Annotated in this window: 13 protein-coding genes; 5 read left to right on the forward strand and 8 right to left on the reverse strand. The window is 44.5% G+C overall.

All coding sequences use genetic code 11. The features are described from left to right. Nucleotides 1–10 precede the first annotated feature (10 nt). Nucleotides 11–532, reverse strand: a complete 522-nt coding sequence (gene iscR / locus KI655_RS02675) for a Fe-S cluster assembly transcriptional regulator IscR (RefSeq protein WP_084181864.1) — start codon at nucleotides 530–532, stop codon at nucleotides 11–13. A 117-nt stretch (nucleotides 533–649) separates the two neighbouring features. Then, nucleotides 650–1,378, reverse strand: coding sequence for a tRNA (cytosine(32)/uridine(32)-2'-O)-methyltransferase TrmJ (gene trmJ, locus KI655_RS02680; RefSeq protein WP_032551299.1), 729 nt, complete (start codon nucleotides 1,376–1,378; stop codon nucleotides 650–652). Nucleotides 1,379–1,559: 181 nt separating this feature from the next. On the opposite strand from trmJ, the gene suhB reads away from it, so the two are divergent. Continuing rightward, nucleotides 1,560–2,363 (forward strand): inositol-1-monophosphatase, encoded by an 804-nt coding sequence (suhB, locus tag KI655_RS02685; RefSeq protein WP_285401506.1) that lies wholly within the window; start codon nucleotides 1,560–1,562, stop codon nucleotides 2,361–2,363. A gap of 239 nt (nucleotides 2,364–2,602) precedes the next feature. On the opposite strand, the gene secF is transcribed toward suhB, so the two are convergent. From secF to queA, 5 genes are all read right to left on the reverse strand, one after another. After that, nucleotides 2,603–3,550, reverse strand: a complete 948-nt coding sequence (gene secF, locus KI655_RS02690) for a protein translocase subunit SecF (RefSeq protein WP_285401508.1) — start codon at nucleotides 3,548–3,550, stop codon at nucleotides 2,603–2,605. Between the two features lie 14 nt (nucleotides 3,551–3,564). Then, nucleotides 3,565–5,421 (reverse strand): protein translocase subunit SecD, encoded by a 1,857-nt coding sequence (gene secD, locus KI655_RS02695; RefSeq protein WP_285401510.1) that lies wholly within the window; start codon nucleotides 5,419–5,421, stop codon nucleotides 3,565–3,567. 20 nt (nucleotides 5,422–5,441) lie between these two features. After that, nucleotides 5,442–5,771 carry a preprotein translocase subunit YajC gene (gene yajC, locus KI655_RS02700; RefSeq protein ID WP_032551291.1) on the reverse strand — a complete coding sequence of 110 codons (330 nt, stop codon included), beginning with the start codon at nucleotides 5,769–5,771 and terminating at the stop codon, nucleotides 5,442–5,444. 108 nt (nucleotides 5,772–5,879) lie between these two features. Beyond that, nucleotides 5,880–7,016: a tRNA guanosine(34) transglycosylase Tgt gene (tgt, locus tag KI655_RS02705; protein WP_032551290.1), complete on the reverse strand. Its 1,137-nt coding sequence runs from the start codon at nucleotides 7,014–7,016 to the stop codon at nucleotides 5,880–5,882. Between the two features lie 181 nt (nucleotides 7,017–7,197). Further along, a complete protein-coding gene (gene queA / locus KI655_RS02710; RefSeq protein WP_285401513.1) occupies nucleotides 7,198–8,250 on the reverse strand; it encodes a tRNA preQ1(34) S-adenosylmethionine ribosyltransferase-isomerase QueA in 1,053 nt (350 codons plus the stop codon). 278 nt (nucleotides 8,251–8,528) lie between these two features. On the opposite strand from queA, the gene KI655_RS02715 reads away from it, so the two are divergent. After that, on the forward strand, nucleotides 8,529–8,972 hold the full coding sequence (locus tag KI655_RS02715) for a CBS domain-containing protein (RefSeq protein ID WP_285401515.1): 444 nt from the start codon (nucleotides 8,529–8,531) through the stop codon (nucleotides 8,970–8,972). 1,076 nt (nucleotides 8,973–10,048) lie between these two features. Here the strand turns inward: KI655_RS02715 and KI655_RS02720 are convergent. After that, nucleotides 10,049–10,954: a hydrogen peroxide-inducible genes activator gene (locus KI655_RS02720; RefSeq protein ID WP_285401517.1), complete on the reverse strand. Its 906-nt coding sequence runs from the start codon at nucleotides 10,952–10,954 to the stop codon at nucleotides 10,049–10,051. 221 nt (nucleotides 10,955–11,175) lie between these two features. Between KI655_RS02720 and KI655_RS02725 the strand changes: the two genes are divergently transcribed. The 3 genes from KI655_RS02725 (at nucleotide 11,176) to KI655_RS02735 (ending at nucleotide 13,903) form a co-directional block, all read left to right on the forward strand. Next, the gene (locus KI655_RS02725) at nucleotides 11,176–11,784 is read left to right on the forward strand and encodes a peroxiredoxin C (protein WP_017053745.1); all 609 of its coding nucleotides are present in this window, start codon (nucleotides 11,176–11,178) and stop codon (nucleotides 11,782–11,784) included. Between the two features lie 315 nt (nucleotides 11,785–12,099). Beyond that, nucleotides 12,100–12,849 (forward strand): copper homeostasis protein CutC, encoded by a 750-nt coding sequence (locus KI655_RS02730; protein WP_285401522.1) that lies wholly within the window; start codon nucleotides 12,100–12,102, stop codon nucleotides 12,847–12,849. Nucleotides 12,850–12,955: 106 nt separating this feature from the next. Beyond that, nucleotides 12,956–13,903, forward strand: coding sequence for a LysR family transcriptional regulator (locus KI655_RS02735; protein ID WP_285401524.1), 948 nt, complete (start codon nucleotides 12,956–12,958; stop codon nucleotides 13,901–13,903). Nucleotides 13,904–13,939 lie beyond the last annotated feature (36 nt).

The raw sequence follows: 13,939 nt of genomic DNA on the forward strand, positions 1-13,939 counted from the left end.
AAACTGACCGCTAAGAGCGGGCATTAACACCGTGAGGTGCTGCACTAATCGTTGTAGTGCTCGTATTTTTATGTGCAAAACCATTATTAACCGCAAGATCGATGTCTTGACGATCAGAAATTTCTAAAACTTCGTTGTCTTTCATTAGCTCACCGAGCGTAATGTCGTTTAAGAAGCTGCTGATGCGGGAGCTTAGATCACGCCACAGCGTGTGCGTAAGGCAACGTGTGCCACCTTGGCAATCACCACGACCGTGACACTTGGTAGCGTCAACCGATTCATCAACGGCGGCGATCACTGTTCCGACAGCAATGTCACCGGCTTCTGCGCCCAAGCGGTAACCACCACCAGGACCACGCACACTTGCCACTAGGCCAGCTTTGCGCAACTTAGAAAAAAGTTGTTCTAAGTAAGATAACGAAATACCTTGACGTTCAGAGATGTCAGCCAAAGGTACAGGGCTTTTTTGCGAATGCAGTGCTACATCTAGCATAGCTGTGACCGCATATCTTCCTTTAGATGTAAGTTTCATATCACACCGTATCCACATTGTTTATGTGGTTGGAATCTTCCCATACCCGACTAAATTGGTCAAGTATTTAGTTGACTATTTTAGTCAGGTATTCACCCTTACGGAATTTGTGGGTACTTATTCGCCCTTTTGAGACTTCTCAACCGAGGTCAAAATACCACGAAGGGTATTAATTTCTTGGATTTCAGGGCGTGCACGGCTAAACAGACGACGAAGTTTATTCATCACCTGACCTGGTTTGTCCTTAGAGATAAATTGGGTATCAGTAATCACTTTTTCAAGGTGCTCGTAGAACATTTCGAGCTCTTCGTGACGTGGGTACTCATCTTCAGCTTGTGGAGGGTACTGGCTCGCCTCTTGATTTAGGTGCGCAACACGAACTTCATAACTCAATGTCTGTACCGCCATCGCGAGGTTCAATGAGCTGTATTCTGGGTTCGCTGGAATACAAACGTGGTAGTGACACTTTTGTAGCTCTTCATTTGTTAAACCGGTACGTTCACGGCCAAAGATCAGCGCTACTGGGTGTTTTTGTCCTTCGATAGCGAACTTCTCACCACACTCACGTGGTTCTAGCATCGGCCACTCTAGCGTGCGAGAACGAGCACTAGAGCCTACAACTAGACCACAATCTTTTACCGCTTCTTCTAACGTCGATACGATGACCGCGTTCTCTGCGATGTCACCAGCACCTGCAGCCAAAGCCATTGTTTGCTCATCTACTTCACACTGAGGATCCACCAATACTAATTGGCTTAAACCCATAACTTTCATCGCACGAGCGGCAGAGCCGATATTACCCGAGTGAGAAGTACCAACGAGAACGACTTTTACATTGTCTAACATGCTATATGACACCACTTTAAAAATAATCGCGAGATATTAACACATCACAAAGTAAAATGGTCAGACCCTAACAGGAATGTGATTTCAAGAGTTCAAAAAATAACCACTTCCCTTTTGCAAAAACTTTGGTATACTCGCCGCCGCTTTAAATCGTTCTTTAACATCTTGTGGGAATTTCCATATGCATCCAATGCTAAACATTGCTATTCGCGCTGCGCGTAAAGCAGGCAATCACATTGCTAAATCTCTAGAAACAACTGATAAGATCGAAACATCTTTGAAAGGCAACAACGACTACGTTGTAAATATTGCTAAAGAAGCTGAATACATGATTATTGAAACAATCAAAGCTTCTTACCCAGAGCACAGCATTGTTTCTGAAGAGAACGGTCTTACTGAAGGTAAAGACTCTGATGTTCAATGGATCGTTGACCCACTAGATGGCACGAACAACTTCGTTAAAGGCTTCCCACACTTCGCAGTATCTATCGCTGTTCGCATGAACGGCCGTACTGAAGTAGCGTGTGTTTACGACCCAATGCTAAACGAGCTATTCACAGCTCAACGTGGCGCTGGCGCTCAACTAAACAACGCTCGTATGCGTGTAACTCAGCTGAAAGACCTACAAGGTTCTATCCTAGCTGCAGGCTTCCCATTCAAAGCTAAGCAACACTCTGAATCTTTCATGAAGATCATCTCTGGTCTATTCGTTGATTGTTCTGACTTCCGTCGTACTGGTTCTCCAGCACTAGACCTATGTTACCTAGCAGCTGGCCGTGTTGACGGCTACCTAGAGCTAGACCTAAAACCATGGGATATGGCTGCAGGTGATCTAATCGCACGTGAAGCAGGCGCAATCCTGACTGATTTCGCTGGCGGTACTGACTACATGAAGTCTGGTAACGTTGTTGCTTCAAGCGCACGCGGTGTTAAAGCAATTCTTAAGCACGTTCGTGAGAACGCAAACGAAAGTATGCTGAAGTAATTCAGGCCTTACGTAGATAGCCTCTATTAAATAGAGAGCTGGAAAATTCAAAGCCTCGCACATGCGGGGCTTTTTTGTATCCGTTAATCAGAGATGCGAGTAGGATGGCGCTTGGTGATATTTAATACAACTCACTTCGAACGTACTTTGCCTTTATCTTACCCACAAAATGCAGGCATAAAAAAACCGCTAGTTGCCTAGCGGTTTTTTTGGTTTGTAAATGTCATTCAGCATAGCGCCTATGGCATTTCGTCAAACTCTTCGCCTTCTTTTTCCACTTGAGGTGGCATTAGGTGTTCACGAGTGATACCCAACTTCATTGCTAGTGCCGAAGCAACATAGATAGAAGAGTAAGTACCTACTGTGATACCCAGTAGAAGTGCTGTAGCGAAACCGTGAATCATCGCGCCGCCCTGTACAAATAGAGCGATAACTACGAACAAAGTTGTACCAGAAGTGATCAATGTACGGCTCAGTGTTTGAGTGATTGAGCTATTCAATACTTCAGGCGCTTCGCCTTTACGCATCTTACGGAAGTTTTCACGGATACGGTCGAATACAACAATGGTATCGTTGAGTGAGTAACCGACAACCGTTAGCAATGCCGCTACGATGGTTAAGTCCACTTCGATTTGCATCAAAGAGAAAACACCCAGCGTGATGATAACGTCGTGCGCCAATGCGAGTACCGCACCTGCAGCCAAACGCCATTCAAATCGTACCGATACGTAGATCAAGATACAGATAAGAGAAACAAGGATAGCCAGGCCACCCGCTTCTGTTAGCTCATCACCTACGTTTGGACCAACGAACTCGATACGGCGCATTTCAACTTGCTCACCTGTACCTTGTTCGATAGCTGATAGGATCTGGTTGCCTAGCGTTTCGCCCGCTACACCTTCACGTGGACGTAGACGAACCATAACATCACGAGCAGAGCCGAAGTTCTGCACGGTCGCGTCACCAAAGCCTTTTGCTTCTAGTGCCGCACGGATGTTTTCAAGGTTCGCTGGTTGCTCAAAACCGACTTCAATCAGGGTACCGCCAGTAAAGTCTAAACCCCAGTTCAACGACTTGGTTGATAGAGTAAAGATTGCTGTACCAATCATTAAGATAGAAAGAACAAAAGCTACCTTTGACCAACGCATAAAGTCGATCAATTTGTCTGCTTTTAGAATCTGAAACATATTAATTCCTAGCCTTAGATCGACAGTTTGTTTACACGCTTACCGCCATACATCAGGTTCACGATACAACGTGTACCTACGATAGCTGTAAACATAGAGGTCAGAATACCGATAGACAGCGTTACCGCGAAGCCTTTAATCGCACCTGTACCAACAGCGAACAGAATGATAGCTGTTAGGAGCGTGGTGATGTTCGCATCGGCAATCGTGCTGAATGCGTTCGCATAACCTTGGTGAATCGCTTGTTGTGGACTGCGTCCCTCTCGAAGCTCTTCACGTATACGCTCAAAGATCAGAACGTTGGCATCGACCGCCATACCAACCGTCAGTACGATACCTGCGATACCCGGTAGCGTCATGGTTGCACCTGGGATCATCGACATCACACCAATAATCAACACCAAGTTCGCCATTAGCGCTACGTTAGCAATCAAGCCAAAGCGACGGTAATAAATAAGCGTAAATAGCATTACTGCAGCCATACCCCAGATCATCGCCATGATACCCATGTCAATGTTCTGCTGACCCATAGATGGACCGATGGTACGTTCTTCAACAATCGAGATAGGAGCAATCAGAGCACCGGCACGTAGAAGAAGTGCAAGGTTGTGTGCTTCAGCAGCAGAATCGATACCAGTAATACGGAAGTTACGGCCTAGCGCAGATTGAATCGTTGCTTGGTTAATCACTTCTTCATGCTTAGTCAGAATCACTTTGCCTTCAGGTGTCTTACGACCGCTGTCTTTGTACTCTGCAAATACGGTTGCCATTAGCTTACCGATATTTTGACGAGAGAACGCAGACATCTTGCTACCACCTTCGCTGTCTAGCGAGATGTTAACTTGAGGACGACCATATTCATCAACACTTGAGCTTGCATCTGTAATGCTCGAACCACCTAGGATAACGCGCTTCTTAAGAACAACAGGGCGACCATCACGGTCTTGCTTGATTTCGCTACCTGCTGGAGCACGACCTGCCGCAGCTGCAGCAAGATCCGCAGAGCTATCGACTTCACGGAATTCAAGCGTTGCAGTCGCACCAAGAATCTCTTTAGCACGCGCAGTATCTTGAACACCTGGTAGCTCAACTACGATACGGCTAGCGCCTTGACGTTGAACCAACGGCTCAGCAACACCCAATTCGTTAACACGGTTACGTAGGATAGTAATGTTCTGCTCTACAGCGTAATTACGGATCTCTTGAAGACGCGTTTCAGTAAAGTTAGCGATAAGGGAGAAACGACTATTCGACTCAGAATCGACAAACGTCATATCTGGGTGTAGAGATTCTAGCAATGATTTTGCCGCTGCTAGTTGTTCTTCATTACGTAGCAATACTTCAACCGCATCTTTACCTGATGGGCGAATTGCACGGTAACGGATTTTCTCTTCACGAAGTTCGCTACGGAACGCTTCTTCTTGTTGGCCTACAAGTTTTTCCATCGCAGCGTCCATATCCACTTCCATCAAGAAGTGAACACCGCCACGCAGGTCAAGACCCAGCTTCATTGGTGCCGCACCAATTGATTCAAGCCAGTCAGGAGTAGAAGCCGCTAAGTTTAAGGCAACGATAACATCTTCATTCAAAGCTTCAGTGATCACATCACGCGCACTGATTTGAGTATCGGTATCGTTAAAGCGTACAAGAATAGAACCGTTTTCTAGAGCAACGGATTTAGTAGAAAGGCTCTCTGCTTCAAGAGCTTTGGTGACAGTATCCAGCGTAGACATATCTACAGAGGCGCCACGCGCCCCTGTAACTTGAACTGCCGGATCTTCACCGTATAGATTTGGAAGTGCGTACAACGCGGCGATAGCAATGGTAAACATCACCATCAGGTACTTCCATAACGGATAACGGTTTAGCACAGCGAGGATCCTCTAGCTGTTTATAGAGATTTCAGAGTACCTTTTGGTAGCACTGCTGTAACGAAGTCTTTCTTGATCACTACTTCGTTGTTTGGGTTCAGCTCGATTGCAACGTAGTCGTTGTCTTCAGCGATTTTAGTAATCTTACCGATTAGACCACCGCTTGTTAGAACTTCGTCGCCTTTACCCATAGAAGCCATTAGGTTCTTGTGTTCTTTAACACGCTTAGCTTGTGGACGGTAGATCATGAAGTAGAAGATCACCGCGAACATACCTAGCATGATTAGCATTTCGAAACCGCCGCCAGCTGGTGCACCTTCTGCTGCTGCATGTGCTTGAGAAATAAACATTAAAACATCCTCTATTTATATTTTCGTAATTGTTTGTCTAATTGGGTTGCATCCCTTTAATTTCAAGCCCCATCCCTATGAATAGAGACGGGGCTCGCAAAAGAAATACTAAGATTCTTTACCTAGTGGTGGAACTTCGCGTCCCATTCGTGCGTAGAACTCTTCCACAAACTCTTCAAAACGGTCTTCATCAATCGCTTTACGGATATCAGACATCACACGTTGGTAGAAGCGCAGGTTGTGAATAGTGTTCAGGCGCGCACCTAGGATTTCGTTACAACGGTCTAGATGGTGTAGGTAAGACTTGCTGTAGTTCTTACAAGTGTAACAGTCACACTCTGAATCTAGTGGCGTTGTATCGGTTTTATGCTTCGCATTACGGATCTTGATCACACCTTCGGTCACAAATAGGTGGCCGTTACGTGCATTTCGCGTTGGCATTACACAGTCAAACATGTCGATACCACGACGAACACCTTCAACTAGGTCTTCAGGTTTACCCACACCCATTAGGTAGCGTGGCTTATCTTCAGGAAGTTGAGGACATGTGTGTTCAAGAATACGGTGCATGTCTTCTTTTGGTTCGCCTACTGCTAGACCACCAACCGCGTAACCGTCAAAGCCGATTTCAGTCAGGCCTTTTACAGAAACATCACGTAGGTCTTCGTACACACCACCTTGAACGATACCGAATAGAGAGTTCGGGTTTTCAAGTTTGTCGAAGTGGTTACGTGAACGTTCAGCCCAACGCAGAGACATCTCCATAGAGTCTTTTGCTTCTTTGTGTGTCGCAGGGTAAGGCGTACACTCGTCGAAGATCATAACGATGTCTGAACCTAGGTCTTTTTGGATTTCCATAGACTTTTCAGCGTCCATGAAGATCTTGTCACCGTTTACAGGGTTACGGAAATGTACACCCTCTTCAGTGATTTTACGCATTGCACCTAAGCTGAATACTTGGAAGCCGCCTGAATCGGTAAGAATAGGACCTTGCCAGTTCATGAAATCGTGCAGGTCACCGTGCATTTTCATGATTTCTTGACCAGGACGTAGCCATAGGTGGAAAGTGTTACCCAGTAGGATTTCAGCACCTGTGTCTTTTACTTCTTCAGGAGTCATACCTTTTACAGTACCGTAAGTACCTACAGGCATGAATGCTGGTGTTTCAACGGTACCGCGTTCAAACTGAAGTTGACCACGACGTGCACCAGCGTTTGTTTTTTTAAGTTCGTATTTTAATTTCACGAAGCCTCCAATATGCCAGAGAAACAATCTGACTGTTAATTCAGAGCTTAAGAGTTGCTTAAGTCTCTATGAGGAGCGGTCGCGGATTCCTTGCGAGAGATGAGGCTGATTGTTCAACCTTTCTCCTAGCTTACTGCTAGCACCCGTAAATTCTGTTTATATCGTTTATTACCAGCTTAAATTAGCTAGTTTTCTTGTTGATGAACATCGCGTCACCATAGCTGAAGAAGCGATATTCACTCTTCACTGCGTGGTCGTATGCACCCATCACATTGTCGTAGCCTGCAAAGGCACTCACTAGCATGATCAGTGTCGATTCAGGCAGGTGGAAGTTAGTGATAAGGCAATCCACCAGCTGGTATTCATAACCTGGGAAGATGAAGATCTCTGTGTCACCGAAAAATGGGACGAGTTCAGTGCCTTTCTTCAAAGCATCTTGTGCAGCACTCTCAAGAGAGCGAACTGACGTTGTGCCAACAGCAATGATACGACCACCTCGTGCTTTGGTTGCCGCGATTGCATCGACTACCTCTTGCGGTACTTCAACGTACTCAGCGTGCATGTGGTGATCGTTGATGTTGTCTACTTTGACTGGCTGGAACGTACCTGCGCCAACGTGAAGCGTCACGTAAGCAAACTCAACACCTTTTTCTTTCATGTCAGCCATGAGCTTGTCATCAAAGTGAAGGCCAGCGGTTGGTGCTGCGACTGCACCCGGCTTTTCGTTGTAAACCGTTTGGTAGCGCTCTTTATCTGCATCTTCATCTGGGCGATCGATGTAAGGCGGCAGTGGCATGTGGCCAACGCTATTCAAGATATCAAGAACGCTCTCTTCAGAAGTGAAACGAATCTCAAACAACGCATCATGACGTGCAACCATTTCAGCTTCATATTCATCGTTCTCACCAAGGAACAGTTGTGTGCCCGGCTTTGGAGATTTAGAACAACGAACGTGTGCAAGAATCGTTTTCTCATCCAACATACGCTCAACCAGCACTTCTAGCCTGCCGCCAGAGGCTTTACGACCAAACACACGTGCAGGAATAACGCGTGTATTGTTGAACACCACCAAGTCGCCTGGTTCAACCAAGTCTAGAACGTCTTTAAATGAGCCATCATTTAGGTTACCCGTATTGCCATCCAGCTTTAATAGGCGGCTTGCTGTGCGCTCCTCTTGTGGGTAGCGAGCAATGAGTTCATCGGGTAGGTCAAAGTGAAAATCTGAAACTTGCATTCTTCTAGTCTTGTTTAGTTGGATGAGGTCAATTCAGTAGACGACACGAAGCCGCGACTAAATTTTTCGCAGTGGGCTAGTATAGGCACACAGGGCTCAATAGCAAGGATTACAGTGCTTGATTATTGTAAATAGGCGTAAAAAATCGCCTAGAAATACTGCAAAAGTTTAGCGACATTTGTTGCATAAAAGTCACCCAAAAATGAGTTAGCTCTCAGATATTTTAGGGAGATAAATCTATAGTAGAGAAAGTAAAATAAAATAATAAGGAGGTCTGTATGATCAAGGTTGAAGACATGATGACTCGCAACCCTCATACCCTATTGCGCTCACACTCACTCGCCGATGCCAAGCACACCATGGAAGCGCTTGATATCCGACATATTCCCGTTGTAGATGCAGACAGAAAACTGCTTGGTGTGGTAACTCAACGTGATGTACTCGCTGCTCAAGAATCTAGCCTACAAAACATCCCTCAAGCTCAGTCATATACTCTCGCGACACCGCTCAATGAGATCATGCATAAAAACGTTATGTCCGTTGAACCAAGAGCGGGACTGAAAGAGTCTGCTATTTATATGCAGAAGCACAAAGTGGGTTGTCTGCCAGTTGTAGAACACGGCGAGTTGGTTGGCATCATTACAGACAGTGACTTCGTGACTATTGCAATCAACCTTTTGGAACTGCAAGAAGAGAGTGAACCGGAAGAGATTGAGGCCTAATTCATAAGATTCAATATTTGGCGTATGGCAAGAGTCAACGGCCGCAGCGTGATTCCGTTCATCTCGCAAAGTGAGCCTAGACTTTTACATAGATGACAGGCAAAAAAATGAGCGGCTGGATTGGGCCGCTCGAAGGTCAGGGTTTCATGCGTTCCTGTAAACAGTAAGGAATCTTGTTATTGCTCGATCTGATTTTTCATTCTTATATAGGTAGGCGGCCTTCCTTATTGCTTCGCTTATCACTGCACTCCTCAATTTGACATTATGCTCATAGAACACGGATAAAAAAGTTTGGGCTTCATTTCGGGAAAATAACTTAAGGGCTAGGTGAAAGGGTACCTAATCCCTCAAGCTTGCCTGTGGCGTAAGGTATGCTCTGCTTTGGTTTTTATGTAGCGAACATACTTCCCTGTTTCGACACTATCTCTATCAAATTAAATACGAGCTAAAACGCTAAAAACGTTTGTAACTCAAAAACTGCATTTTGCGTCGACAAGCTAATTAATATTATGGGGGATTGCTCGTCGCTTTATGTCGCTCCATGTTGCTTTCGCTTATTACCATCTCCAAATTTGAAATCGATTACAAGCGCACTATAGCTAGACATAAGTCTTAATCTTCATGTAGTTAATCTAACTCAAACTAACATAGAGCAAAAGGTCTAAAGTTAATAAAAAGTTAAATTCAAAGCTTTATATCGTTGTGATCTCAGTGGCTATTTCACTGCTTACTATTCGAGGATTTACGTAATTTTATTACGTTGAAAAATTGAGCAGCACCCAGTTTAAAACAACCGTTTGATTTAGAGTAAGCGTAAGAATGTCGTTAGTCTTTAACTACTGAGAAGTATATACATCAAGGAAATTAAACAAGGAGCAAAAAAGAATGTGTAAAACTAAGCGTGTGAAATTTCACAAATTAATGAAAGCTACTTAACAAGATCTCTATTGTTTACCGTCGAATAAAAGCACATCAACAGAATAAAATACTAAAAAGCACACCAGATGCAGTGTGCTTTTTATCGAACTGCCAATAATTTAACTTAATACTTATTGCTATTGTGAATAGAAAAAAGATTAAAGTAATTCAGAAACAACTTCTGCTAGCTGGCTGAATGTGCTTACTCGTGAAGAGCTAGGGCGCCAAACTAAGCCAATATGACGATGCGCTTGCTGCCCCGGCGCATCAACCACCACCAAGTTCTGGTTTTCAATCAAGCCATGATCAATCGCCATCTGAGGAATGAAGGTAGTGCCTAAGCCATTGGCAACCATTTGTACGAGAGTATGAAGGCTAGTTGCGGAGAACGGATTGATCTTCTCTCTATCTGTCAATTGACATGCTGACACCGCATGCTCCGTTAAACAATGCTCTTTTTCTAAAAGGAACACCGACTCATCTGGAAGGTCTGCATATTTAATTGGCGTGCGAATCGCGTCGGCTTGATTACGACTGATGATCATTCGGAACGGGTCACTGCCGACAATTTGGCTTTCCATTCCATCAATATCGACTGGCAATGCCAATATCAATACATCCAACTCTCCTTGACGGAGTGCTGCTAGCAGGTTGGTGGTCGTGTCTTCGCGAAGCAGCATATTCAATTCAGGGAAGCGAACATTAACCTCTTGAACGAGGTTACATAGAAGAAAAGGGGCAATCGTCGGAATACAACCCACTTTTAATTGACCTTGCATGTCGCCACCTTGGCACAAACGCCCAAGCTCGACTAAGTCTTGACCCTTGGCTAGCAACTCTCTTCCATGCTCCACCACTTGCTCACCAGCATGCGTAAATACCAGTGGGCTCTTCTTATCTTTCTTTTCATAGAGAGGACACCCAATCAACTCTTCTAGGTTTTGTATACCTTTACTTAGGGTTGATTGACTCACGAAACAGCGCTCGGCCGCATCACCGAAGTGGCGTGTTTCATGTAGTGTCACTAGATAGTGAAGTTGCTTAAGACTTGGCCATTTATTCATGAAATTACTTTGTAATATGAGTAAGATAAGTTGGAGTCTACCCACCTGGAATGGTCAACAGACTTGGAAAGGACAAAGAGAGGGTTTATCGCTTTTTTCGATGAACTCAATCTATTTAATTCGCTTTTTTCTATAGTACCGATTGTACTATAGTTTGTCGCGTAGAAACGGAGCCCAATCAAAGAAGTATTGGGCCAACTAATTTTTTAGGAGATTCCAAAATGGTACTAGTAGGTCGTCAAGCCCCTGACTTTACTGCAGCAGCTGTTCTAGGTAACGGCGAAATCGTTGACAACTTCAACTTCGCAGAATTCACAAAAGGTAAGAAAGCGGTTGTTTTCTTCTACCCACTAGACTTCACATTCGTTTGTCCTTCAGAGCTAATCGCTTTCGACAACCGTCTAGAAGATTTCCAAGCTAAAGGCGTTGAAGTAATCGGTGTTTCTATCGATTCTCAATTCTCTCACAACGCATGGCGTAACACTGCTATCGAAGATGGCGGTATCGGTCAAGTTAAGTACCCACTAGTAGCTGACGTTAAGCACGAAATCTGTAAAGCATACGACGTTGAGCACCCAGAAGCTGGCGTTGCTTTCCGTGGTTCTTTCCTAATCGACGCTGACGGTCTTGTACGTCACCAAGTAGTTAACGACCTACCACTAGGTCGTAACATCGACGAAATGCTACGCATGGTTGACGCACTAAACTTCCACGAGAAGAACGGTGAAGTTTGTCCTGCACAATGGGAAGAAGGTAAATCAGGTATGGACGCATCTCCAAAAGGTGTTGCAGCATTCCTATCTGAGCACGCAGACGACCTAAGCAAGTAATTACATTCTTAAGCCCGCGCTCAACTCGGGTGAATGGTTGGAAGCTCTCTTAGTAGCCAAAGGCACAAGAAGCGTAAAGCAATAGCACAAAGTGCAACGCCAATCAGTTAAGAAGTAAAGTCTTTATAAAAGCCCGAAGTTAACGCTTCGGGCTTTTCTTATATCGGTCAGCAACCTTGTTGTCGATTTCTCCCCTGTTTCTAAATTGAGGCAACAGTTACCGAAAAGATTTACCCCTATTTTGCCCCCTTTCCCTCTACCTTTTCATCACTTGCTATTGCTATCATCCAGTTATCCCCTCTTTGGAATGAAAGAATGAAACCTGAATTAGAAGTATGTATCGATAACCTCGAGTCTCTTCACCTTGCTATCGAAGGCGGCGCAGATCGCATAGAGCTGTGCTCATCTCTCGCGTTAGGCGGGTTAACCCCAAGCTTTGGGTTTATGAAAAAAGCCGCAAAGCTCTCTTCAGTTCCTGTTTATGCGATGATCCGACTAAGGCAAGGGGACTTCATCTTCGGGCAAGAGGATATTGAGTGCATGCTTGAGGATATTGAAGCCGCCTCTATCGCGGGGCTAACTGGTGTCGTTTTGGGTGTTACCAATACCGATGGCAGTTTAGATTTGAATGCTATGGAGAGATTGACTCAAAAAGCGAAAGGCTTAAACCTCGGTATGACTCTTCACCGAGCAATTGATGTCTCTCCTGACTATACACTTACGCTACAACAAGCCATTGAGCTTGGCTTTGAACGAGTACTGACCTCAGGGCTTGCTCCAACGGCCGAGCACGGAATAGATGTTTTAGAGGACATGGTAAAGTTTGCTAAAGGGCGTATCGATATTATGGCTGGGGCTGGTGTTAATGCAGAAAACGCTTCTCTTCTTTTACAATCATCGAAGGTCAATGCACTGCATCTATCAGGGAAAACTACTCGTGATAGCTTAATGAATAAAACATCAGAGGCAAAAATGGGAAATCAGGATATCGATGATTACCTTATTCCTGTCACCAGTTCAGACAAAATAAGAGCAGTTAAAACCATTATCCTCAAGCACATTTAACTGGTTAACTGTTCAACTGATTCATAAAGCTTTACCGAGTAAGACTGGTTTATCGATTAGAGTCGCGTATATTGTTTAAACCAGTCAACGATACTCACGGACAGATATGGCAAAGGATTTATTTGGCACACTCGATCTAAACTTGCTACGAACCTTTTTAATTGTTCATCAGGAAAAGAACACTCGTAAAGCCGCTGAGCGCTTGTTTGTCTCACAACCAGCAGTCAGCCAAGCACTGCAGAAACTTCGCCATCACTTTGATGATGAGTTGTTTGTGAAGGTTCATGGTGGTCTTCAAGCAACTTACTTTGCAGAAAGCCTTGCCAATGAAATAACCCCTCATTTGGATGGCTTGGCAGTCGCTCTCAATACCGCCAATGCATTCGACCCAAGCCAGATAACTTCAAATATTCGAATCGCTCTCTCCCCTGTCACTATGGCATGTTTATGCGGACCTCTTTATCAGGAGATCAAGCGCCAAGCCCCGAATGCAAAGCTAGAACTAATCGGTTGGAGTACTACGACTCCCGAAGAGATAAGAAAAGATTCAATCCACCTTGGCGTCAATTACTTGTTAGAGAACAGTAGTAAGGAGGTTTATACTCGAAAGGTGCTTGATTTAACTGGCTGTATTTTTGTTCGAAAAGATCATCCAATAAAAAAAACGGTCATTACGCCTGTAGATATGGCTGGTTATGACATCGCTTCATTGATTAGCCCCGGATGGAATGACAACTTCAGTTACGCCTCTCGACTATTAGAGAAGTATGATATTGAGCATAGCATTGGTTTTCGCTCCGAGATGTTGATGGCCGTGATTGATATCATTCAACACACTGATATGTACATGCCCCACTCCAATCTTTTCCCTGTTGAGAACTACCCAAACCTCAGAGCAGTTAAAGTCTTAGTAGAAGGCAAAGAATACCACTACCCTCTTTTTACTCACATCCACTCTAAGAATAAAAACAACCCGCTGCATGGTTGGTTAACTAACATCGTTGAAGAGGCTCTACAACATCAAGTCAATAAGCATGGCTTATTATTCAAATAACCAAAGCTACTTAGCCTAAAAATAAAACACTGTTTA

Source organism: Vibrio sp. D404a, from assembly GCF_030248535.1.
Classification (GTDB): Bacteria; Pseudomonadota; Gammaproteobacteria; order Enterobacterales; family Vibrionaceae; genus Vibrio.